General features: G+C 68.1%; 22 protein-coding genes and 1 pseudogene. 9 read left to right on the top strand and 14 right to left on the bottom strand.

Annotated features, from left to right (window positions below):
• The first annotated feature begins 191 nt into the window (after nucleotides 1–191).
• Nucleotides 192–1,577 carry an MFS transporter gene (locus ACV229_RS22785; RefSeq protein WP_448085365.1) on the top strand — a complete coding sequence of 462 codons (1,386 nt, stop codon included), beginning with the start codon at nucleotides 192–194 and terminating at the stop codon, nucleotides 1,575–1,577.
• Nucleotides 1,578–1,926: 349 nt separating this feature from the next.
• A complete protein-coding gene (locus ACV229_RS22780; protein ID WP_448085456.1) occupies nucleotides 1,927–3,138 on the top strand; it encodes a winged helix-turn-helix domain-containing protein in 1,212 nt (403 codons plus the stop codon).
• Nucleotides 3,139–3,220: 82 nt separating this feature from the next.
• Here the strand turns inward: ACV229_RS22780 and ACV229_RS22775 are convergent.
• From ACV229_RS22775 to ACV229_RS22760, 4 genes and pseudogenes are all read right to left on the bottom strand, one after another.
• Nucleotides 3,221–3,313, bottom strand: a pseudogene (locus tag ACV229_RS22775) (SDR family oxidoreductase); the annotation flags it as partial.
• A 9-nt stretch (nucleotides 3,314–3,322) separates the two neighbouring features.
• Nucleotides 3,323–4,411: an alpha/beta fold hydrolase gene (locus ACV229_RS22770; RefSeq protein WP_448085455.1), complete on the bottom strand. Its 1,089-nt coding sequence runs from the start codon at nucleotides 4,409–4,411 to the stop codon at nucleotides 3,323–3,325.
• Between the two features lie 70 nt (nucleotides 4,412–4,481).
• Entirely contained in the window at nucleotides 4,482–5,690 is a 1,209-nt protein-coding gene (locus ACV229_RS22765; RefSeq protein WP_448085364.1) for an acetate/propionate family kinase, read from the bottom strand.
• Between the two features lie 10 nt (nucleotides 5,691–5,700).
• Nucleotides 5,701–6,750 carry a phosphate acetyltransferase gene (locus ACV229_RS22760; protein WP_448085363.1) on the bottom strand — a complete coding sequence of 350 codons (1,050 nt, stop codon included), beginning with the start codon at nucleotides 6,748–6,750 and terminating at the stop codon, nucleotides 5,701–5,703.
• Between the two features lie 331 nt (nucleotides 6,751–7,081).
• On the opposite strand from ACV229_RS22760, the gene atpG reads away from it, so the two are divergent.
• Both atpG and atpC read left to right on the top strand, forming a co-directional pair.
• A complete protein-coding gene (atpG, locus tag ACV229_RS22755; protein WP_448085362.1) occupies nucleotides 7,082–7,963 on the top strand; it encodes an ATP synthase F1 subunit gamma in 882 nt (293 codons plus the stop codon).
• A gap of 12 nt (nucleotides 7,964–7,975) precedes the next feature.
• Nucleotides 7,976–8,434 carry an ATP synthase F1 subunit epsilon gene (gene atpC / locus ACV229_RS22750; RefSeq protein WP_448085361.1) on the top strand — a complete coding sequence of 153 codons (459 nt, stop codon included), beginning with the start codon at nucleotides 7,976–7,978 and terminating at the stop codon, nucleotides 8,432–8,434.
• Between the two features lie 246 nt (nucleotides 8,435–8,680).
• Here atpC and ACV229_RS22745 read toward each other — a convergent pair whose 3' ends face one another.
• From ACV229_RS22745 to ACV229_RS22720, 6 genes are all read right to left on the bottom strand, one after another.
• Nucleotides 8,681–8,899 (bottom strand): DUF1653 domain-containing protein, encoded by a 219-nt coding sequence (locus ACV229_RS22745; protein WP_448074735.1) that lies wholly within the window; start codon nucleotides 8,897–8,899, stop codon nucleotides 8,681–8,683.
• 82 nt (nucleotides 8,900–8,981) lie between these two features.
• A complete protein-coding gene (locus ACV229_RS22740) occupies nucleotides 8,982–9,425 on the bottom strand; it encodes a GNAT family N-acetyltransferase (RefSeq protein WP_448085360.1) in 444 nt (147 codons plus the stop codon).
• A gap of 197 nt (nucleotides 9,426–9,622) precedes the next feature.
• A complete protein-coding gene (locus ACV229_RS22735) occupies nucleotides 9,623–10,342 on the bottom strand; it encodes an amino acid ABC transporter ATP-binding protein (RefSeq protein ID WP_448085359.1) in 720 nt (239 codons plus the stop codon).
• Nucleotides 10,329–10,979 (bottom strand): amino acid ABC transporter permease, encoded by a 651-nt coding sequence (locus ACV229_RS22730; RefSeq protein ID WP_448085358.1) that lies wholly within the window; start codon nucleotides 10,977–10,979, stop codon nucleotides 10,329–10,331. Before ACV229_RS22730 ends, ACV229_RS22735 begins: the two co-directional genes overlap by 14 nt.
• Nucleotides 10,976–11,662, bottom strand: a complete 687-nt coding sequence (locus tag ACV229_RS22725; protein ID WP_448085357.1) for an amino acid ABC transporter permease — start codon at nucleotides 11,660–11,662, stop codon at nucleotides 10,976–10,978. The genes ACV229_RS22730 and ACV229_RS22725 overlap by 4 nt, the downstream gene beginning before the upstream one ends.
• A 95-nt stretch (nucleotides 11,663–11,757) precedes the next feature.
• Nucleotides 11,758–12,498 carry a transporter substrate-binding domain-containing protein gene (locus ACV229_RS22720; protein ID WP_448085454.1) on the bottom strand — a complete coding sequence of 247 codons (741 nt, stop codon included), beginning with the start codon at nucleotides 12,496–12,498 and terminating at the stop codon, nucleotides 11,758–11,760.
• A 483-nt stretch (nucleotides 12,499–12,981) separates the two neighbouring features.
• Here ACV229_RS22720 and tcuC point away from each other — a divergent pair, with 483 nt between their 5' ends.
• Nucleotides 12,982–14,271 (top strand): tricarballylate/proton symporter TcuC, encoded by a 1,290-nt coding sequence (tcuC, locus tag ACV229_RS22715; protein WP_448085356.1) that lies wholly within the window; start codon nucleotides 12,982–12,984, stop codon nucleotides 14,269–14,271.
• Nucleotides 14,272–14,335: 64 nt separating this feature from the next.
• Entirely contained in the window at nucleotides 14,336–15,130 is a 795-nt protein-coding gene (locus ACV229_RS22710) for a substrate-binding domain-containing protein (protein WP_448085355.1), read from the top strand.
• A gap of 94 nt (nucleotides 15,131–15,224) precedes the next feature.
• On the opposite strand, the gene dctA is transcribed toward ACV229_RS22710, so the two are convergent.
• Both dctA and ACV229_RS22700 read right to left on the bottom strand, forming a co-directional pair.
• On the bottom strand, nucleotides 15,225–16,514 hold the full coding sequence (gene dctA / locus ACV229_RS22705) for a C4-dicarboxylate transporter DctA (RefSeq protein ID WP_448085354.1): 1,290 nt from the start codon (nucleotides 16,512–16,514) through the stop codon (nucleotides 15,225–15,227).
• Complete coding sequence (locus ACV229_RS22700) at nucleotides 16,511–17,443, bottom strand: LysR substrate-binding domain-containing protein (RefSeq protein WP_448085353.1); 933 nt, start codon at nucleotides 17,441–17,443, stop codon at nucleotides 16,511–16,513. Before ACV229_RS22700 ends, dctA begins: the two co-directional genes overlap by 4 nt.
• 162 nt (nucleotides 17,444–17,605) lie before the next feature.
• On the opposite strand from ACV229_RS22700, the gene ACV229_RS22695 reads away from it, so the two are divergent.
• Both ACV229_RS22695 and ACV229_RS22690 read left to right on the top strand, forming a co-directional pair.
• Nucleotides 17,606–18,229 carry an HAD hydrolase-like protein gene (locus ACV229_RS22695; protein WP_448085352.1) on the top strand — a complete coding sequence of 208 codons (624 nt, stop codon included), beginning with the start codon at nucleotides 17,606–17,608 and terminating at the stop codon, nucleotides 18,227–18,229.
• A 362-nt stretch (nucleotides 18,230–18,591) separates the two neighbouring features.
• A complete protein-coding gene (locus ACV229_RS22690; RefSeq protein WP_448085351.1) occupies nucleotides 18,592–19,164 on the top strand; it encodes a DUF4142 domain-containing protein in 573 nt (190 codons plus the stop codon).
• Nucleotides 19,165–19,337: 173 nt separating this feature from the next.
• On the opposite strand, the gene ACV229_RS22685 is transcribed toward ACV229_RS22690, so the two are convergent.
• On the bottom strand, nucleotides 19,338–19,937 hold the full coding sequence (locus ACV229_RS22685; RefSeq protein ID WP_448085350.1) for a GNAT family N-acetyltransferase: 600 nt from the start codon (nucleotides 19,935–19,937) through the stop codon (nucleotides 19,338–19,340).
• A gap of 48 nt (nucleotides 19,938–19,985) precedes the next feature.
• Nucleotides 19,986–20,906 (bottom strand): LysR family transcriptional regulator, encoded by a 921-nt coding sequence (locus tag ACV229_RS22680; protein ID WP_448085349.1) that lies wholly within the window; start codon nucleotides 20,904–20,906, stop codon nucleotides 19,986–19,988.
• Between the two features lie 103 nt (nucleotides 20,907–21,009).
• Here ACV229_RS22680 and lysA point away from each other — a divergent pair, with 103 nt between their 5' ends.
• Complete coding sequence (gene lysA / locus ACV229_RS22675; protein ID WP_448085348.1) at nucleotides 21,010–22,248, top strand: diaminopimelate decarboxylase; 1,239 nt, start codon at nucleotides 21,010–21,012, stop codon at nucleotides 22,246–22,248.
• Nucleotides 22,249–22,445: the final 197 nt, after the last annotated feature.

The raw sequence follows: 22,445 nt of genomic DNA, 5'->3' as shown, positions 1-22,445 counted from the left end.
AACGTGCGCGGCATGCAAGTTTCGCGGCATGTGTCGCGCCGGCTTCACGTCACGTGGCGCGCGGACGGCAGTCGTCTTTTTTCACGGCGACGCAAAAAGAACGACTGTCCCAACATGCGGAACAAGCGTTGCCGCGCGTGGCGCGCCAGCAACAATCCATGCATAATGGCGTCTTTACGCGCGCCCCGCTCATGTCGCCCGTCTTTCTTGCACCGCTCATCGTTGCCTGTGCGTTGTTCATGGAAAGCGTAGACGGGAACATCATCGTCACGGCCCTGCCCGCGATGGCGCGCGACTTCGGGCATAGCCCCGTCACACTGAACATCGCGATCACCGCCTACGTCGTCGGGCTCGGCGTGTTCATCCCGATCTGCGGCTGGCTCGCCGACCGCTTCAGCGCACGTTCCGTCTTCCGCACCGCGATCGGCATCTTCGTCGCCGGCTCACTGCTGTGCGCCGCGTCCAATTCGCTCGGCCTGCTGACGTTCGCGCGCTTCGTACAGGGCGTCGGCGGCGCGATGATGGTGCCGGTCGGCCGCATCATCATCTTCCGCGCGGTGCCGCGCGCGGATCTCGTGCGTGCGATGAACTACCTCGCGATTCCCGCGCTGTTCGGCCCGACGGTCGGGCCACTGCTCGGCGGCTTCATCACGACGTACCTGCACTGGCGGATGATCTTCTTCATCAACGTGCCGATCGGCCTGTACGGCATCTACCTCGCCAGCAAGCACATCGCGAACACGCACGAGCCGGATCCGGGCCCGCTCGACTGGTTCGGCTTCCTGCTGTCCGCGAGCGGCGCTGCGCTGCTGCTGATGGGCCTCACGCTGATCGACGGCGCGCTGACCACGCGAAGCAACGCGCTGACGATGTGCGTCGCGGGCGGCGCCATGCTCGCGCTCTACGTGCCGTACGCGCGCCGCAAGGAGCGGCCGGTGCTCGACCTCACGTTCCTGCGCATCCCGACCTATCACGCGAGCGTCGTCGGCGGCTCGCTGTTCCGCATCGGCCTCGGCGCGGTGCCGTTCCTGCTGCCGCTCGCGCTGCAGGAAGGCCTCGGGATGACCGCGTTCCATTCGGGGCTGATCACCTGCGCATCCGCGCTCGGCGGCGCACTGAGCCGCACGACGGCCACCCGCACGCTGCGCCGCTTCGGGTTCCGCACGGTGCTGATGTACAACGCGGCATTCGCGGGTCTCGCGATCGCCGCGTACGGCGTGTTCCATCCGGGAATGGCGACGTGGGCGATCTGGCTGATCGTGCTGGTCGGCGGGATCTTCCCCGCGCTGCAGTTCACGAGCCTCAATTCGGTGATCTACGCGGACATCTCGCCGCGCGACGCCGGCCGCGCGACGAGCCTCGGCAGCGTCGTCCAGCAGATGTCGCTCGGGCTCGGCGTGACGGTCGCGGGGCTCGTGCTGCACGTGTCGCACTGGGCGCAGGGGCACCAGAAGATGGTGTGGTCGGATTTCTGGCCCGCGTTCGTCGTGGTCGGGCTGTGCTCGTTCGCGTCGATTCCGATCACGCGCCGGCTGCCGCCGAATGCCGGCGACGAGGTCGCGCGCGGCAGGCGCTGATCGCGTAGCGCAAGCGGGAAAGCCGGAAAGCGGGAAGAGAAAAAAATCAGCGGACATCCACACGGGGCCGGTGCTCAGCCGCATGGATGTCCGCTCAGGGCACCGGGTCTCGCGTTGGGGGTTGAGAATCCCGGATTCGCTTCCTGCGTGCCATGGACATATCGTGCGTCGGAAGCGGAATGGGTGCGCACGTTGCCGCGCGCTCTGGAACGAACTATAGGGAATCTTGAACAATGCGTCTGTCAACGATTGTCAGATGCCGCGCAATGGCACGTTGAGCGCACGTCGAGCGCACGCGCCGCAATCGCGCTAAAGTGGTGCCCGACCCACACCCGATCCCTCCATGCCGATGCTCACGCTCTCGCCCGCTGCCGCCCGCGCGCTGCATCTCGCCGCGCAGGGCCTGCTGACTCCGCCGCGCCGCAAGGCCACCAAGGCCGACGTGCTCGACACGATCCGCCGGATGGCGCAGTTACAAATCGATACGATTCATGTCGTCGCGCGCAGCCCTTACCTCGTGCTGTACAGCCGGCTCGGCGCGTTCGCGCCGCAGTGGCTCGACGAGCATCTCGCGGACGCGCAGCTGTTCGAGTACTGGTCGCACGAGGCGTGCTTCCTGCCGATCGAGCAATTCGGCCTGATGCGCTACAAGATGCTCGACCCGTCGGGCATGGGGTGGAAATACGCGGCCGACTGGCACGACCGGCACCGCGCGGACATCGAGCAATTGCTCGCGCGGATCCGCGCGGACGGCCCCGTGCGCTCGGCCGACTTCGTGCGCGAGGACGGCGTGAAAGGCAATGGCTGGTGGGACCGGAAGCCCGAGAAGCGCCATCTCGAGGTGCTGTTTACGACCGGCGACCTGATGGTGGCCGAGCGCCGCAATTTCCAGCGCGTGTACGACGTGCGCGAACGCATCCTGCCCGGCTGGGACGATGCGCGCGACCTGCCGCCGCGCGAAGCGGTGCTGCCGGCGCTGCTCGACACCACGTGCCGCGTGCTCGGCATCGTGCGCGCCGACTGGGTCGCCGATTACTACCGGCTGCCGCGCCGCTCGTACCGCGCGGAGCTGGACGCGCTCGCCGATGCGGGCGAGCTGATTCCGGTCGCCGTCGACGGCTGGAAGGAGCCGGCCTGGGTGCACCGCTCGCTCGACGCGCTGCTGCCCGACGCGCAGGCGGACACGCTGCGCTCGACCGTCACGACGCTGCTGTCGCCGTTCGATCCGGTCGTATGGGACCGGCGGCGCGCGTCCACGCTGTTCGACTTCGACTACACGATCGAGTGCTACACGCCGTCGCACAAGCGGCGCTACGGCTACTTCTGCCTGCCGGTGCTGCATCGCGGACGGCTGGTCGGCCGCGTCGACGCGAAAGCGCATCGTGCGCTCGGCACGTTCGAACTGAAAGCCGTGCACATGGAACCGGCCGTGCGGATCGGCTCGGGGCTCGCGAACGACGTCGCGAAGGCGGTGAAGAAACTCGCGGCATGGCACGGCACGCCGGAGGTTACGGTCGGGGATGCGCCGGCGGCGCTGGCGGCGGCGCTGGCCGGCGCGTGAATCCGTCGGCTGCGCCGGCTCCCGCAAGGCAGCGAGGTGCGCCGGCGCGCCGTCACAGGCCCGTTATCGGCGTGAACAGTCCCTACCCGAGCACGTGCATCCCCGCGTCGACATAGTGCGTGCCGCCCGTGATCGCGCGCGCCGCGTCGCTCGCGAGAAACGCACATAGCGCTCCGTTCGCCGTCTACTTCTGCGCCGCAATCCACGCGGCGATCCCGGGCCACGCATCCTTCAGCGTGCGCGAGCCCATGAACAGCCCGATGTGGCCGCCGGGCACGAGCTGGCTCGTCACCTGCGACGCGGGCGTGCCGACATGGTCGCGTGCGTTGAACACCTGCTCCGGCGTCGTGATGTCGTCGGCCTCGCCGGCGAGCAGGTAGACGGGACACGTGATCGCTTTCAGGTCGAGCGTGCGGCCGAGCGCGACGAACGTGCCCTTCGCGAGCCGGTTCTCCTTGAAGAGCTGCACGATCGCCTGCAGGTACCAACGGCCCGGCAGGTTGATCGGGCTCTCGTACCAGCTCGCGAACGCCTCGCGCTTGCGCAGATAGTCGGGATCGTCGAGGTGTTCGTACAGATCGACGTGCTCGGCGAGATAGTGCTGGTCGGGATGCATGTTCTTCCAGCCGCGCAGCATGAAGCGGCCGCACATCAGCCCGCCGCCCATCTCGACGAGCTCCTCGTAGAACGACGTCGGATACGTGTGCACCATCTGCTTGATCGGGCCGTCGCCCGCGTCCGTGTCGATCGGCGAGCCCGCGAGCACGAGGCTGGCGACCTTGTGCGGAAAGCGCGCCGCGTACATCGCCGACATCCAGCCGCCCTGGCACAGCCCGACGAGGTTGACCCGGCCGCCGAGCTCGTCGACGCACACGTTCAGCTCGGCCAGATACTGGTCGATCTCGAGATCCTTCATGTCCTCGGTCGCCGAGCGCCAGTCGGTCAGGTACAGCCGCGTGACGCCATGGTCGCGCAGCGTCTCCATCAGGCTCTGGCCCGGCTGGTAGTCGGCGATCATCGCGCTATGGCCGGCATACGGCGCATCGACAATCGTCGGCAGGCCATGCAGCCCGTTTCGCCCGTGCCCGTGCCCGTTCCCGGGCGCGATCGAATAGTCGCGAAACGTCATCGTGCGCAGTTCGAGCAGCGGCCGGTTCGCGGTGGCGAGCGCGGGATGCAGCTCGAAATGCAGCTTCTCCTCCTCCGCGAGGAAGCGGAGATTGCGCGCGGTCATTTCCGAGCCGACCTTGAACATCGTCGCGGCGGCGGCCATCGGCCAGAAAATCGGCAATGCGGGAGCGAGATTCGCAGATGCAGTGGATTCGCTGGATTTCATGGCTCTCTCAGGTAGCGGACTGCAGGGTGGGAACGGACGCGCGGTCCAGCACGCGGCGCGTGTGCCGCGCAATCATCAGGTTTTCGTCGGTCCCGATCACGCGCACCGTCACGCGCGACGCGGCGCTCGAGATCACCGGGTGGTTGCCATCGTTCGCCGCGTCGTCGAGCGTCACGCCGAGCCACGCGGCCGCGTGGCAGATGCGTTCGCGCACGCGCGGCGCGTTCTCGCCGATGCCGGCGGTGAACACGAGCGTATCGAGGCCGCCGAGCACGCCGGCCAGCGCGCCGATTTCGCGCGCGGCGCGATAGGCGAACAGGTCGATCGCATGCGCGGCCGACGGCACGTCGCTCGCGAGCAGTTCGCGCATGTCGCTCGAGATGCCCGACACGCCGAGCAGGCCGGACTTCTCGTAGATCAGGTGTTCGACGTCGTCGATCGACATTCCTTCGTGGCGCAGCAGATACAGGATCGCGCCCGGGTCCAGCGAGCCGGTACGCGTTCCCATCGGCAGACCGTCGACCGCCGTGAATCCCATCGTCGTCGCGACGCTCTTGCCATGCTTGAGTGCGCACAGGCTCGCACCGTTGCCGAGATGCGCGACGATCGTCAGCCGCTGCGCCCATGACGCGTCGATCCCGGCGAGTGCCGTCGTGATGAATTCGTACGACAGGCCGTGAAATCCGTAGCGGACGATCCCTTGCGCAGTCAGCGCGCGCGGCAGCGCGAATTCGCGCTCGATCGCCGGGACCGTCGTATGGAACGCAGTATCGAAGCATGCGACCTGCGGCAGGTCCGGCGCGACCGCGCTGACTGCGCGGATCGCGTCGACATGATGCGGCTGGTGCAGCGGTGCCAGCGGCGACAGTGCCGCGATCGCCGCGAGCACGTCGTCGTCGATTCGCACCGGCGCGGAGAAGCGCGCGCCGCCGTGCACGACCCGATGTCCGACGCCGTCGAACGCGTCTTCACGGCCGACGTGCGCCGCAAACCATGCATGCAGCGCTTCAATTGCGCCGTGGTGGCCCGGCTGCGCGACCGGACAGTCGGCCAGCTTGACGCCGTGTGCATCCTTGACGACGAGGTGCGGCGCGGTGTGCAGGCCGTCGACCTGCCCGTGGGCGCCCGCGTCGAGCGAACCGTCTTCGAGCGTGTCGTAGACCGAGAACTTGAGGCTCGACGAGCCGGCATTCAGCACGAGAACGGGATGTCGCATCGCGGCGTCCTCACTGTGTGATCGGTTGCACGGCGGGCTGCTCGACGACCTGCTCGACGGCTCGCTCGACAGGTTCCTCGACAGGTTCCTCGACAGGTTCCTCGACGGGTTGCGCGGCGCTCGCGCGGTCTCCCGGCGGGCGCGTCGCATGCGCATAAAGCGCCGCGACCGCGCAGCTCGCCATCCGCGTGCGCTCGCTGTCGGCGCGGCTCGTCAGGATGACCGGCACGCGCGCGCCGAGCACGATGCCGGCCGCATCGGCATTCGCGAGGAACGTCAGCTCCTTCGCCAGCATGTTGCCGGCCTCCAGGTCGGGCGCGAGCAGGATATCCGCATCGCCCGCGACGTCCGAGCCGAGATGCTTGGCGCGCGCGGCCTCGGGGCTGATCGCGTTGTCGAGCGCGAGCGGACCGTCGAGCGTCGCGCCCGTGATCTGGCCGCGCTCGGCCATCTTGCAGAGCGCCGCCGCGTCGAGCGTCGACGGCAGCTTCGAGCTGACCGTCTCGACGGCCGACAGGATCGCGACCTTCGGTCGGTCGATGCCGAGCGCGCGCGCCAGATCGATCGCGTTCTGCGCGATGTCCGCTTTCTGCTCGAGCGTCGGACGGATGTTGACCGCCGCGTCGGTAATGAACAGCGGCTTGCGATAGGTCGGCACGTCCATGATGAACACGTGGCTCAGACGGCGCTCCGTACGGATGCCCGTGTCGGCGCGCACGACTTCCGCGAGGAGTTCGTCGGTATGCAGGCTGCCCTTCATCAGCGCGTCCGCGTTGCCGGTGCGCACCTGCTCGACGGCCAATGCCGCCGCCGCGTGGCTGTGCGGCGCATCGACCAGCCGATAGCCGGACAAGTCGATGCCGAGCGTCGCGGCAAGCGCCGTCATGCGTGCGATCGGGCCGACCAGCACGGGGACGATGATGCCGGCGTGCGCTGCGTCGACGGCCGCGCGCAACGACACCTCGTCGCACGGATGCGCAACCGCGACCGTCACCGGACGAAGCGTGCGGCAGCGTGCAATCAATGCTTCGTATTTCTGATGCTGGCGGGTTTCCGACATCGGGCAGACCTCCGTGGTCACGTGTACAAGGGATCAGGATGCGCGACAGAATGTGACGCATGCGTGACAACGCCCGGCTTTCGACCAGCGAAGGACAGCCGCGACGACGACGAACCGCGCTCGCCGGACGTTGCACACGCAATGGATTCTTGCGGCAGACGTCGGATGGTCGTTTGATTCTCGTCAATCATTTCAGGTGAAGTCCCGATAGCATCAATTTCGCGATGACGGCACGACGGCCGGCCACCGCGATGTATTTTCGGCGACGCCCCGTGCGCCGCACCGCAACCGCGCGCCGGCGCAACCCGGCGCCCCTCTCCGCCGGGAAGCCATGCACATTCGTGAAATCCGCTCGAAGATCGCCAGCACGTCGTCCACGCGCAAGATCACGCGGGCGATGGAAATGATGGCGCGCACCAAGATGGCGAGCGCGCAGAAGCGTGCGCGCGATTTCCGGCCGTACGCGGCAAGGATCAAGGAGATGGTCGAGCGCATGATCCGCGACCGCCCCGATCATGTGTCGGCGTTGATGGCGCGGCGCGCAACGGTGGACCCTACGGTACGCCGCGTCGGCCTGATTGTCGTCAGCACGGATCGCGGGCTGTGCGGCCCGCTCAACGCGCGGCTTCTCGTCCGGTGCGTCGATGCGCTCGAACGATGGGACGCGGCCGGCGTCGCATGCGAGTTGAGCGTGATTGGCGCGCGCGGCATCGCGCCGCTGGCGCGCTACGGCGCGAACATCACGGCACGCGCCGGCAGCGTCGCCGGCGAGCCGCACTTCGATGCGCTGCTCGGTGCATTGCTCGTTCCGCTGACCGCTTTCGTCAACGGTGAGCTCGACGAGGTGCACGTCGCCTACAACCGGTTGACGAGCCCGCTGACCTACGAACCGCGGATCGACAGGATGCTGCCCGTCACGGGCTTCGACGGCGACGAGCCGGCCGACGGCGGCGTGTTATCCGACTATCTGTACGAACCGGGGCCGAAGCCGGTGGTGGATACGCTCCTGCTGCGCTATGTGGAGGCGACGTTCTATCAGGCCGTTGCCGAGAACTATGCATGCGAGCAATGCGCACGGATGTTCAGCATGCAGACTGCGACGGAGAACGCCGACCGCATGCTGCGCGACCTTCGGCATCTGTATCAGAAGACCCGGCAGGCGCAGATCACCACCGAGCTGTGCGAAATCGTCGCAGGCGCGGCGGCCGTCTGAAGGAGATTCACGTTGAGCACTTCGATGAAACTCGACATCCTCAGCGTCGAGCAGGTGCTGTACGCCGGCGACGCGCACTTCGTCAGCGTCCCCGGCGAGAGCGGCGAGCTCGGCATCTATCCGCATCACGCGCCGCTGTTCACGCGCATCCGGCCCGGCGTCGTGACGCTCGTCGACGCGCCGACCGGCGAGCATCGCCGCATCCTCGTGGCGGGCGGCGTGCTGGAAGTGAGCCGCGACGGCGTCACGCTGATCGCCGATCACGCGCTGCGCACGCCGGAGCTGGATGCGCTGCGCGCCCGCGAGGCGCGGCACGCGGCGGACGACTGGCGGCAGCGCTACGCGCAGGAAAGCCGGCGCGCGTTCGACTTTGCGTCGGCGCGCGCGGAGCTGATGGACGAGATCCGGCGCTTCTTCGCGCTGGCGATGCAGAAACGCCCATCCGGCCGGGAGCCGGGCGGTGCCGGTTAGGTGCGGCTGGCGAGACGCGACTGGCTAAGTGCAGCCCGCGAGGTGGAGCTGGCCACGTATGACCGGCTACGTGCGGCTGGCGAGGTGTGGCTGGCCAAGTGCGGCTGGCGCGTTGCGGCCGGCAAGGTGTGGCCGGCGAATTGTGGCCGCCTAAGTGCGGCTGGCGCGTTGCGGCCGGCGAGGTGCTGCCGGCGACGTGTGATCGGCCGGGGGCGACCGGCGACGTCGGCCAGCCGGCGCAAGCGTTCAGTCGCGCAGCTTGCGGAAACGCGGCGTGCCGTCTTCGAGGGTTTCGTTGAACATCGTTTCCGGCCGCACCCACAGCCCGCGCGCATGCGGCCACAGATGCTCGTACACGACGAGCGATTCTTCCGTTTCGGAATGACGGGCGACGCCGATCACGCGATACAAGCCGCCCTTGTAATGGCGGTGGGTCGCGAGTTGTTCGGCTTCCTGTTCGGTCATGATGCGCTCCTTCGGCGATTCAAAGAGCGTGTATTGTAAGCGCCGCGTCGCGGTCGCGCCGCGCGCGTCAGCGTTGCGCGTGTCAGCGTTGCGAATAGATGTCCGGGCGGCGGATCTCCATCAAGCGCTCGGGGTTGGCCGGCGGTTCGAAGCCGACCGGGCGATACAGTTCGTGCGCGTCGCTCGTCACCAGCATGATGCGGCGCAGGCCCTGAACCATCTCCTGCGCGAACACATGGTCGATCAGCGCGCGGCCGTAGCCGTTGCCGCGTTCGCCCGGAAAGACGAACACGTCGCATAGATACGCGAACGTCGCGTGATCGGTGACCAGCCGCGCGAACCCGACTTGTTTATCCGCGACGTATGCGCCGAAGCACAACGAATGCGCGATCGACCGGTCGAACACGTCGCGCGGGATGCCCTTCGACCAGTACGCGTCGCGATGCAGGAAGTCGTAGACCGCGTCGATGTCGAGGTCGCGGTGATCGGTCGAGAAGCGCAGCACGGCGGGAGCGGGGGCGGACACGTGGGTTCTCCGGGAGGGTGGATCGGGCAACGGCCCTCGGGACGATACCGCGGTACGCACCGGGCCACAAGCGCATTGCGGCGGCCGGCAGGAGATCGTTGCACCCACGCACGCGGCAATCCGAACACCGTCATCGATCAGGTCGTCGACGATGCCGACGTCATGCTCATCACGCGTCGTCGCGCCTCCCCACTCCACTACTGCAGGAACCGCTTCAACTCCACCGTCTCCGGCCGCTCGAAGATCTCCTCCGGCGTGCCGCTCTCCCACACCCTGCCCTGATGCATGAACACGATCTTGTCGCTCACGGCACGCGCGAAGCGCATCTCGTGCGTGACCATGATCAGCGTCATGTCGTCGCGAGCGAGCTGCTCGACGACGCCCAGAACCTCGCCGACGAGCTCGGGATCGAGCGCCGACGTGATCTCGTCGCACAACAGCACGCTCGGCTTCATCGCGAGCGCACGCGCAATCGCGACGCGCTGTTGCTGCCCGCCCGACAGCTGTTCCGGATACGCGTCGAACTTGTCGCCGAGGCCGACGCGCTCGAGCATCAGCTCCGCGATCGCGCGCGCCTGCTGGCGATGCATCTTCTTCACGACGGACTGCGCGAGCATCACGTTCTGCCCCGCGCTCAGGTGCGGGAACAGGTTGTACTGCTGGAACACCATCCCGACCTTGAGCCGCAGCGCGCGCAGGTCCGCGTGCCGCGCATCGACGCGTTCGCCATCGATCGCGATCGTGCCCGCGTCGATGCTCTCGAGCCCGTTGAGCGTACGCAGCAGCGTGCTCTTGCCCGAGCCGCTGCGGCCGATGATCGATACAACCTGCCCGCGCTCGACGGAAAAATCGATGCCCTTGAGCACATGATGGGTGCCGAAGTTCTTTTCGAGACCACGGGTTTCAACGAGCGGCATGCCATCTCCTTTGCAACGTGCGCGCGTAACGGGTGAGCGGATAACAGAGTGCGAAATAGATCAGCGCGACGAGCCCGTACACGATGAACGGACGGAACGTCGCGTTCGAGATCATGGTGCCGACCTTGGTCAGTTCGGTGAAGCCGATGATCGACACGAGCGCCGTGTCCTTCACGGCCTGCACGCCGAAGCCGACCGTCGGCGCGATCGCGATGCGCGCGGCCTGCGGCAGGATCACGCGGCGCAGCTGCTCGACGTAGCTCATCGCGAGGCTCGCCGATGCTTCCCACTGCCCTTTCGGCACCGCCTCGACGCAGCCGCGCCAGATTTCCGCGAGATACGCGCTCGTGAAGAACGTGAGGCCGGCCGTGGCCGCGACCCACGGCGGCACGTCGAGGCCGACGAGCGGCAGGCCGAAGAACACGACGAACAGCTGCATCAGCAGCGGCGTGCCCTGGAACACCTCGATGTACAGCTTCGCGCAGCCGCGCAGTACCCGCGAGCTCGACACGCGCATCACGAGCAGCCCGAGGCCGACGAGGCCGCCCGACACGAACGATACGATCGACAGCACGACCGTCCAGCGCGCGGCGAGCAGCAGGTTCGCAAGAATCTGCCCGAACGTGAAATCGGTCATCGCGCACCTCGCACACGGCGGGAGAACAGGCGGCGCCCCATCGAGCCGAGCGCCGCGCGCAACAGCAGCGCCATCGCCAGATACCCGAGCGTGATCACGAAATACGTCTCGAACGCGCGAAAGTTGCGCGACTGGATGTAGCTCGCCGCATAGGTGAGATCGGCCACCGAGATCTGCGATACGACGGCCGAGCCGAGCATCGTGATCACGATCTGGCTCGCGAGCGCGGGAAACACCTTCGCGAGCGCCTGCGGCAGCACCACGTGGCGCAGCATCTGCGCGCGCGACATCGCGAGCGCGGCGGCCGCCTCGAGATGCCCGTTCGGCACGGCCGCGACGCCCGCGCGCACGATCTCGACCGAATACGCGCCGAGGTTCAGCGTCATCGCGACAATCGCGGCCGTGTATTCGCCGATGTGCACGCCGAGCGCGGGCAGCCCGAAAAAGATGAAGAACAGCTGGACGACGAACGGCGTATTGCGGATCGCCTCGACGTACGCGCCGATCAGCGGGCGCAGCCGCACGGCTGCACGCGCGTCGGCGCTGTACGCGGCCGCGCCGAGCACGCCGATCGCGATGCCGAGCACGGTCGCGACAGCCGTGAGCGCGAGCGTGGTGGCCGCGCCGCTCGCGAACATGCCGGCGTAGTCGGCCAGCTCGCCGAATTGAAGCTGATAGCTCATGACAGGTGGGAAAAGTCCGGTTCAGACGATGACGGCGGCAGCGGCGCCGGCGATGCCGGCCGCCGCCGCGCCGTCGCGGGCGCGACGGCGATCGCTTACAGCCCGGCCGGCAACGGCTGGCCGAGCCACTTCTTCGATATCGCGCTCAGCGTGCCGTCCTGCTTCGCATGCGCGATCGCGTCGTCGATCTTCGCGAGCAGACGCGGCTCGTTCTTGTTCACGCCGACGAAGCACGGCGAATTCTTGATCACGAACTTCACCTCCGGCCGGCGCGGCGGGTTCTTCGCGAGGATCGCCGCCGCGACGATGTTGCCGGCCGCGATCAGTTGCACCTGTCCGGACAGGAACGCCTGGATCGTCGCGTTGTTGTCCTCGAAGCGCTTGATCGTCGCGTTCGGCGCGAGCTGCGACAGCGCGATCTCCTCGAGCGCGCCGCGCGTCGCGCCGACCGTCTTGCCGTTCAGGTCGGCGGGCGCGCCCACCTTCACGTCGGCCGGCCCGAACACGCCCTGGAAATACGGCGCGTACGCGCTCGAGAAATCGATCACCTTCTCGCGCTCCGGCGTCTTGCCGAGCGACGAGATCACCATGTCGACCTTGTTGGTCGTCAGATACGGAATCCGGTTCGCGCTGTTCACGGGCACGAGCTTCAGCTTCACGCCGAGCGATTTCGCGAGCAGGTCGGCCATGTCGATGTCGTAGCCCTGCGGTTGCATGTCCGTGCCGACCGAGCCGAACGGCGGGTAGTCCTCCGGCACCGCGACGCGGAGCGCGCCGCTTTTCGTGATCGTGTCGAGCGCGTCGGCATGCGCGGGCGCGGCGGCGAAGAGCGCCATCACGGGCGCGGCGATCAGCGCTGCCAGCCATGCGCGTCGGGGGAACGGTCGGGTCGTCGTCGGGTGGTTCACGGTGAGTCTTCCTTGTCTCGTCTGTCGTCGGGCTGCGCGCAACCGTTGCGCGGCCACGCCCTCTTCAGCAATAACCGGGCCATCGCCGCGCAAGCCTTGCCCCGCAAGCAACCGCCGGCTGTTGCACCAATCCGCATTCCTTATTGCGGTGCATGATTGGGCGCCGGCCGCCGGCGTTGCCCGTTCGCGGCGCGCGCCGATGCACCAAATCGATCCTACCGGTCTGACCAGACCAAATGCTCCGCCACTCGCGCCGTGGCGGACGAGCCGACCCGCGCGCGCCGATTGATAACCTCCGTGCATCAATCGTTCGGAAAAATGCACTTATCGCGGCCGCCGATCGGGACGAACATGTGCGCTTCGTTCCGGCTCGCCCGGACGTCGCCCAATGAAATATCCGGAGACAACCCGATGTCACATCCCGTGGCCACCCCGTCCGGCTCGAAGGCCGCGGCCGTATTCCGCGTCACCGCCGGCAACTTCCTCGAGCAGTTCGACTTTTTCCTGTTCGGTTTCTATGCGACGCAGATCGCGTCGGTGTTCTTTCCGTCGGGCAGCGAGTTCGCGTCGCTGATGATGACCTTCGCGGTGTTCGGCGCCGGTTTCCTGATGCGTCCGCTCGGCGCGATCGTGCTCGGCGCGTATATCGACGAGGTCGGCCGCCGCAAGGGGCTGATCGTCACGCTGTCGATCATGGCGAGCGGCACGATCCTGATCGCGTTCGTGCCCGGCTACGCATCGATCGGCCTGCTCGCGCCGGCAGCCGTGCTCGCAGGACGCCTGCTGCAGGGCTTCTCGGCCGGCGCGGAGCTGGGCGGCGTGTCCGTCTATCTCGCGGAAATGGCGACGCCCGGCAGAAAGGGTTTCTATACGAGCTGGCAATCGGCGAGCCAGCAGGTGTCGATCGTCGTCGCGGCCGCGCTCGGCTTCGCGCTGAACCAATGGCTGAGCGCCGCGCAGATCGCCGCGTGGGGCTGGCGCGTGCCGTTCCTCGTCGGCTGCCTGATCGTGCCGATGATCTTCATGCTGCGCCGTAACCTGCAGGAAACCGAGGAATACACGCAACGGCGCCATCGCCCGGGGACGCGCGAGGTGTTCGCGACGCTCGCACGCAACTGGGCGGTCGTGATCGGCGGCATGCTGCTCGTCGCGATGACGACGACGAGCTTCTACCTGATCACCGTCTACGCGCCGACGTTCGGCAAGACGGTGCTGCACCTGAGCACCGCGGACAGCCTGCTCGTCACGCTGTGCGTCGCCGTGTCGAACTTCGTGTGGCTGCCGATCGGCGGCACGCTGTCGGACCGTTTCGGCCGCCGCCCGGTGCTGCTCGCGATGACCGCGCTGAACGTGCTGACCGCGTATCCCGCGCTGTCGCTGCTCGCGCATGCGCCGAGCTTCGTCAACATGCTGCTCGTGCTGCTGTGGCTGTCGTTCATGTACGGCCTCTACAACGGCGCGATGGTCGCCGCGCTGACCGAGGTGATGCCCGCCGACGTGCGCGTCGCCGGCTTCTCGCTCGCGTACAGCCTCGCGACCGCCGTGTTCGGCGGCTTCACGCCCGCGATCTCGACCGCGCTGATCCATTCGACCGGCGACAAGGCCGCGCCCGGCTACTGGATGGGCTTCGCCGCCGCGTGCGCGTTCGGCGCGACGGTGATGCTGTACGGCCGCCGCCGCGACACGCTGCGTGCCGCCTGACGCACGTTCCCCGCGGCGCGCCCCGTGCGTGCCGCGCCCGCTCCCGCTTATGGACTCCCGCACGATGCACGCCCGACTGCTCCTCCGCCGCGCGGCAAGCTGGCTCGCCGCCGCGACGCTCGCCTCCGCCGCGCTCCCCGCCCACGCAGACGAACTGCGCGTGATGATCTCCGGCGGCTTCACCGCCGCGTACCGGCAGCTCGGCCCCGACTTCACGGCCGCGACCGGTGACACGCTCGACACGATTTCCGGCCCGTCGATGGGTCAGTCGAAGGAAGCGATTCCGAACCGCCTCGCCCGCGGCGAGAAGGCCGACGTGCTGATCATGGTCGGCTACGCGCTCGACCGGCTGATCCGCGAAGGCAAGGTGGTGCCGGCGTCACGCGTCGAGCTCGCCGATTCGCGGATCGGCATGGTCGTGCGCGCGGGCGCGCCGACGCCCGACATCGGCACGGTCGACGGGCTGAAGGATGCGCTGCTGCGCGCGAAGTCGGTCGCGTACTCCGACAGCGCGAGCGGCGTCTACATCGAGAAGGAGATGTTCAGGAAGCTCGGCATCGAGGACGCGGTCAGGCCGAAGGCGTCGATGGTGCCGAAGATCCCGGTCGCGTCGGTCGTCGCGACCGGCGACTACGAGATCGGCTTCCAGCAAGTCAGCGAGCTGCTGCCCGTGCCGGGCGTCACGTATGTCGGCAAGGTGCCCGAGTCGGTGCAGTCCGTCACGCGCTTCGCGGGCGGCATTCCGGTCGGCGCCGAGCATCCGGAAGCGGCCAGGCAACTGCTCGACTATCTCGCGTCGCCGCAGGCGCAGCCGGTCGTGCAGGCGACGGGGCTCGATTCGGTTCGCGGCACGCGCTGACCGGAAGCCGGGATCGCGATACGGACCCGGCGGCGCGCCTGCGGATTCCGATCGCGGGGCCGCTTGCCGTCGCGCATCGGTTCGCCCGCCCCGCTCACCGCGAATCGACGATCGGCGCCCGACGAGCGTCGCCCAGCACCTCGCGCAGCCGCGCACGATCGCAGCCCTGCTGCCAGATCGCGACGACGACCACCGCGCACGCATTGCTGATCACGCTCGTCAGCGCGCGCGCCTCCGACATGAAGCGGTCGATGCCCACCAGCAGCGCGACGCCCGCGACCGGCAGATCGGGCACCACGGCGAGCGTCGCGATCAGCGCGACGAGCCCGCTGCCCGACACGCCGGCCGCGCCCTTCGACGTGACCAGCATCACCGCGAGCAGCGTCGCGACCTGCGCGGCGGACAGCGGCACGTCGAACGCCTGCGCGATGAACAGCGTCGCGAGCGTCAGGTAGATCGCGGTGCCGTCGAGATTGAACGAATAGCCGGCCGGCAGCACGAGCCCGACCACGCCCTTGTCGCAACCGAGCGCTTCGAGCTTGACGAGCAGGCGCGGCAGCACGGGTTCCGTCGACGACGTCGCGAGCACGATCAGCAGCTCCTCGCGCAGATAGCGCAGCAGCCGCCACAGCGAAAAGCCGTGCAGCCGCGCGAGCGGCGCGAGCACGAACGCGACGAACAGCGCGCACGCGACATACATCGACACGATCAGCTTGCCGAGCGTGCCGAGCGATTCGACGCCGAAGCGCCCGACCGCAAACGCGATCGCGCCAAACGCGCCGAGCGGCGCGAGCCGCATCACGAGCGCGAGGATCCCGAACAGCACGCGCGCGAACCCTTCGACGAACGCATGCACGGCACCGTCACGCCCTTCCGTCGCCGCGAGCGCGAAACCGAACAGCAGCCCGACCAGCAGCACGGGCAGCACCTCGCCCGCCGCGAACGCGCCGACGAGCGTATCGGGAACGATCCGCAACAGGAACGCCGCGAGGCCGTGCGCGGGCGCCTGCGCGTGCGCGACGAGCGCCGACGCGTCGGGCTGGCCGAGCCGGCTCGCGACGACATGCAGCCCGTCGCCCGGCCGCACCGCATACGCGATGGCGAGGCCCGCGCCGAGCGCGGCCGCGGTCAGCGCATAGAACAGCACGAGCGCGCCGACGATCGTGCGCCCGACGCGCGCGCCGTCGCCGGCCGCGTTGATTCCGGTCACGATCGTGCAGAACACGACCGGCGCGACCATCATCCGCACGAGCGCGACGAACGCGTCGCCGAGCGGCTTCAGCGCGACGCCGGCCGCCGGGAACAGATGCCCGACCGCGACGCCGAGCCCCATCCCGATCAACACCTGCACGTACAGCAGCCGCAACGGCCGCGGCAGCGTCACGTACGGCCTCCGGCCTTTCGCCTGGCGGGCGCGGCCGGCTTGCGGTCCGCGACGACCGCGTTGAGGAATTCCTGCGCGGCGGGGGTCAGCGCGCGAGCGCGCCGCCGCACGATGCCGACGCGCCGCGTGACGACCGGATCGACGAGTGGCACGCTCGTCAGGATCGGATGCGTGGGCAGCGGCATCGCCATCGACGGCACAGCCGCGACACCGAGCCCGGCCTCGACGAGCCCGAGCATCGTCGTGACATGCCGCGTCTCGCACACGCTCGGCGTGCGCGGCGCGATGCCCGCCAGCGCCTGGTCGAGCAGCAGCCGGTTGCCGGACGTCTTGTCGACCGACACGTAGTCGTATTCGTACAGCTCGCTCCACGTCACGCGCTTTTTCGCGGCGAGCGGATGGTCGCGCCGGCACGCGGCGACGAAGCGTTCCTGCAGCAGCGTGCGGAACTCGACGCCCGGTTCCTGGCTGCCCATGAAGCTGACGCCGAAATCGGCCTCGCCGCTCACCACCGCGTCGAGCACCTCGTTCGCGCTCGCGTCGATCAGCTTGATGCGGATCTTCGGATAACGGGCGCGAAAGCGCGCGATCACGTTCGGCAGGAAGTAATACGCAACCGACGGCACGCACGCGATCGTCACGTGGCCGAGCCGGCTCGACGACACGTCGCGGATGCCGAGCAGCGCGACGTCGAGATCGTCGAGCACCTGCCCGGCGCTCGGCGCGAACGTGCGCCCGACCGTCGTCAGCGTGACGCTGCGCGTCGTACGCTCGAACAGCCGCACGCCGAGCGCCTCCTCGAGCTTCTCGATGCGCCGGCTCAACGCCGGCTGGGAAATATGAATGGCGTCCGCCGCCTTGCGAAAGCTGCCGAGTTCGACCACGGCCCGGAAAGCCTGCAAGTCGGTGAGATCGAAGTTGATGCCCACACGCTGCCCGTATGCTGGTCTGATTGCCGATTGGTGCGGCTATTCTGGGGCCTGTGCGCAGGCGCTGCAAATGCGCGCGCCGGATCGCGCACGCCCCCCGCGATATGGCGGCACGCAAGCTGACGAAGCGATTACAATCGCGGCCACACGGGCACCACACTCATGACCTACCGACTCATTGCATTCGATTTCGACGGCACGCTCGCCGATTCCTTCGACTGCTTTCGCGCGGCGCTGTCGGAGGCATCGCGCATGCACGGCTTCCGCAACGCCGACGACACCATGCTCGCCGTGATGCGCACGCTGTCCGCGCGCGACATCCTCCGCACGCTCGACGTCCCGATGTGGAAAGTGCCGCATGTGACGATCGACATGCGCCGCCTGATGCAGCAGCGCATCGCGCAGGTGACGCTGTTTCCTGGCGTCGTGGAGACCTTCTCGTCGCTCGCCGTGCGCGGTGTGCGGATCGCCGTTGCGACATCCAACACCGAGGCAGTCGTGCGCGACCGGCTCGGCGCGCAAGCCTGCCGTCACGTCGACCATTTCGCGTGCGGCATCTCGCTGTTCGGCAAGGCGCGCCGGCTGCGCACGCTCGCACGCGACGCGGGCCTGCGCGGCGACGAGATGCTGTACGTCGGCGACGAGATCCGCGATGCGGATGCCGCGCGTCGCGCGAACGTCGCGTTCCAGGGCGTTGCTTGGGGCTATACCGCGCCCGACACGTTGCAGAAGCACTGCGCGACGCCACTGTTGACGCGCATCGATGCGTTGCCCGGCATCGTGTGACGCACTCGCGCCGTACGCGTGACGCGTGACGCGTGACGTGCTGAGTGCTGAGTGCCGAGTGCCGAGTGCCGAGTGCTGCGAGCTTCGACCTTCGTACTGCCGCGCTGTTGCGCAAACGCCAGCCGCACAAACGATGACACCCGCCATCGCGCGCCCAAACGTCTTACCAAACGTTACACAAGCGACAGCGTCGTATCACCTGCACGCCAACCCCTCTCCTAGAATCGATCGGGCCGGTTACCCCTGCGATTGCCGCCGCGGCAGAGCGGCAGCCGAACCGGCCCGGGCCTGCGCCCGGTCTCTCGCACAGCTACGGATCACGTCATCCGTTTCCTCAACGAACCCGATCGAAAGGAGGTTCCATGAGCCGCTTTCCCAAAGCTACCCGCCTCGCCCTGTCTGCCGCCGGCCTTCTGCTGGTCGCCGTGACCGCCAACGCGCAGAGCGCGCAACCGATGGAGCCGGCCAAGCCGGCCGCCGGCGAAACGCGCATCCACGAGGCTGACCAGGCCTTCATCACGGACGGTACGAAAGTCGTGTCGACGCAGCACGACGCGGCAAGAATTGCCGACTCGCGCACGTCGGACAGCCAGGTCAAGGCGTTCGCGCAACGCGTCGTCACCGACGACGAGAAGATCATCCAGGCGATGCGCGCCGCAAGCCCGCGCGGCGTCGACGTGCCGCACAACGATCCGGACACCGCTACGCTCGACAGCATCAAGAACCTGCGCGGCGCCGAATTCGACAACGCATATATCGAGCAGGTCGCACTGAGCGGCGAACAGAAGGCGATCTCGGTGTTCCAGGCTGAAATCGCGTCGGGCCGCGACAAGAAGCTGAAGGAAGTCGCACGCCAGTCGCTGCCGATCCTGCAGGCGCATTACGCGGAAGCACAGAAGCTCGCGCAGCGTCATCACCTCGCATCGGCGCAGTAATCCGCGCTGCCGTGTCGCGCATCGCGCGCGACGCAGCGCCGTTACGGTCTTCCCGCCGCGCCGCCGCCCCCCTCTCCGGCCGCGCGGCGTGTCAGCCAGTCAGCCAGTCAGCCAGTCAGCCAGTCGGGCGCGCGCCCTAACCCGCCGAGTTCCGCCGCGTCCATCACGCCCGCTTACCTCGCCAGCTTCTCCAGCAACCTCGCCTTCACGTCGGGCCACTCGTCGTCGATGATGCTGAAGCGCACCGAATTCCGCTTGCGCCCGTCCGGCATGATCCGTTCGTGACGCACGGTCCCCTCCTCCTTCGCGCCGAGCCGCAGAATCGCGTCGCGCGACTTCTCGTTGAGCTCGTCGGTCGTGAACTGCACGCGCACGCATTGCAGCGTGTCGAACGCGTAGGTCAGCATCAGCCATTTCGCTTCCGTGTTCACGCGCGAGCGCTGCACCGATGCGCTCAGCCACGTATGGCCGATCTCGAGCTTGCGATTCGCGCGGTCGATTTTCCAGAAGCGCGTGCTGCCGACGATCCGGCCCGTCGCGCGCTCGACGATCACGTACGGCATCACCGTGCCCGTCGCACACCCCTGCAATGCGGCGGCCACATACGCGTCGATCGTGTCGGGTCCCGGCACGACGGTGACCTTGAGGTTCCAGAGCCGCCCGTCGGCGGCGGCATCGAGCAGCGCCTGCGCGTGCGACGCCTGCAGCGGCAGCAGTTCGACATGCGGGCCGGTCAGGGTCGGCTGCTCGGGCGACGCGGCGGAAGATGACATGATGAAATCCGTTGACGATGGCCAAGCCGCCATCATACGGGCCACGCGTCAGCCGAGGTGCGCGGCGAGCTTGCGCCGGATCGCCTGCGCCTCATCCTGCAGCGCATCGGCGAATGCATCGACGAGCAGGCTCTTCGGCCGGTGCTCGGGCACGATCACGCTGACCCGGTACGGAAACGAGCGCGTGAGCGGCCGGACATGCAGGTCGCGTCCCGCGAAATCGAGCGCGGTCAGCGGATTGACGATCGCCGCGCCGAGCCCCTGCCGCACGAATGCACACACCGACACGGCCGACGGCGTCTCGACCACCGAGCGCGGCGCGACGCCGAGCTGCGCGAACGCTTCGTCGATCATGATCCGGTACGGGTCGTTCAGCGACAGGCTGACGAACGGGCGATCCGCGAGATCCTCGAGATCGAGCGCGTCCTTCGCCAGCAGCGGATGGCCGTCCGGCAGCACGCACACCTCGTCGGCCTCGAACAGCGGCGTGAGCACGGTGCCGGCCGGCGCGACGTCGTGCTCGGTCAGGCCGATGTCGTAGCGCTGCGCGGTGAGCCACTCCTCGAGCACCGGCGATTCCTGCGTCGCGACCGACACGCTGACGCCCGCGTGCGCCGCATGAAAGCGCCGGCATGCGCCCGGCAGGATCGCGTGCGAGAACGCGGGCAGCGCGATCACCGACAGCTGGCCGTCGCGAAACTCGCGCAGCCGCGCGGCGGTCGCCGCGATGCGCTCGAGCCCCACATATGCGAGCCGCACGTCGTCGAACAGCGTGAGCGCGGCCATCGTCGGCCGCAGCCGCCCGTGCGCGCGCTCGAACAGTGCGAAGCCGACGATCTGCTCCATCCGCGCGAGCTCGCGGCTGACGGTCGGCTGCGACGTATAGAGCATCTCGGCCGCGCGGGTCGCGCTGCCCGTGACCATCAGCGCGCGGAACACTTCGATGTGGCGGTGGGTCAGCGTAGCCATGTATATCCAAAATAAATGGAATGTCGATAAACCAGCATTTTACTGGATGGCCGATCGGGCGCATCATGCGGACTATCCATTGCTTCGACCCGATCCGTTCATCATGTCCCTCGATCCCCGCCAACTCGCGGCGCTCGCGCAGCAATACGCCACCCCGCTGTGGGTGTACGACGCCGACGTCATCCGCGACCGCATCGCGCAACTGCGCCAGTTCGACGTGATCCGCTACGCGCAGAAAGCGTGTTCGAACATCCACATCCTGAAGCTGATGCGCGACGAAGGCGCGCTCGTCGACGCGGTGTCGCTCGGCGAGATCGAGCGCAGCCTCGCGGCGGGCTTCCGGCCCGACGGCGACCCGGAAGGCGTCGTGTTCACTGCGGACCTGATCGACCGGCCGACGCTTGCGACGGTGCTGAAGCACGGCGTGACCGTGAACGCAGGCTCGCTCGACATGCTCGCGCGCGTCGGCGAAGCATCGCCCGGCCATCGCGTATGGCTGCGCATCAACCCCGGCTTCGGCCACGGCCACAGCAACAAGACCAACACCGGCGGTCCGCAGAGCAAGCACGGGATCTGGATCGGCGACGTGCCGCGCGCGATCGAGATCGTGCGCCAGTACGGGCTCGAGCTGGTCGGCATCCACATGCACATCGGCTCGGGCGTCGACTACGGCCACCTGTCGCAGGTCTGCGACGCGATGGTCGATCTCGTCACGTCGCTCGGCCACGACATCGAGGCGATCTCGGCGGGCGGCGGGTTGTCGATTCCTTACCGGAAGGACGAGCCGCGCGTCGACGTCGATCACTACTTCCGCCAGTGGGACGCCGCGCGCAAGCGGATCGAACAGCATCTCGGCCACGCGGTGCGCATCGAGATCGAACCGGGCCGCTTCCTCGTCGCCGAAGCCGGCACGCTCGTCACCGAGGTGCAGGCGGTGAACCGCCGGCCGAAGCACGACTTCGTGCTGATCGACGCGGGCTTCAACGACCTGATGCGCCCGGCGATGTACGGCAGCTATCACGGCGTCACGGTGCACACGCACGACGGCGCGGCGCCCGAGGGCCGGCCGCGCGTGGACATGGCGATTGCGGGGCCGCTGTGCGAATCCGGCGACGTGTTCACGCAGGATGCGGGCGGCGTGGTCACGCACCGCCACCTGCCGCAGCCGCAGATCGGCGACCTGCTGTTCGTGCACGACGCGGGCGCGTACGGCTCGTCGATGTCATCGAACTACAACAGCCGGCCGCTCGCGCCGGAAGTGCTCGTCGATCGCGGCGAGCCGCGGCTGATCCGCCGCCGGCAGACGATCGACGAATTGCTCGCGCTCGAAACGTTCGCATAACGCCCGCCCGTCCGCTCACCCGTTCGCGCACTCGCGCGATACAGGAAACGGCCAGGCTTGCCGATCGCGGCAAGCCTGGCCGTTTTGCATTCCGGCGTGATGCCGCGCCGCCAAAGCGGGTAACCATCCGGGTCATCCCGTAGCACCTGATGCTTCTCATCACGTGCAACCGCAGCAGATCGGTTGTGTCACCTTTG

It is taken from the genome of Burkholderia sp. MR1-5-21 (genome assembly GCF_053427715.1).
The sequence above is the reverse complement of the archived record's forward strand: the minus strand, read 5'-3'. Positions and strand labels throughout refer to the sequence as shown.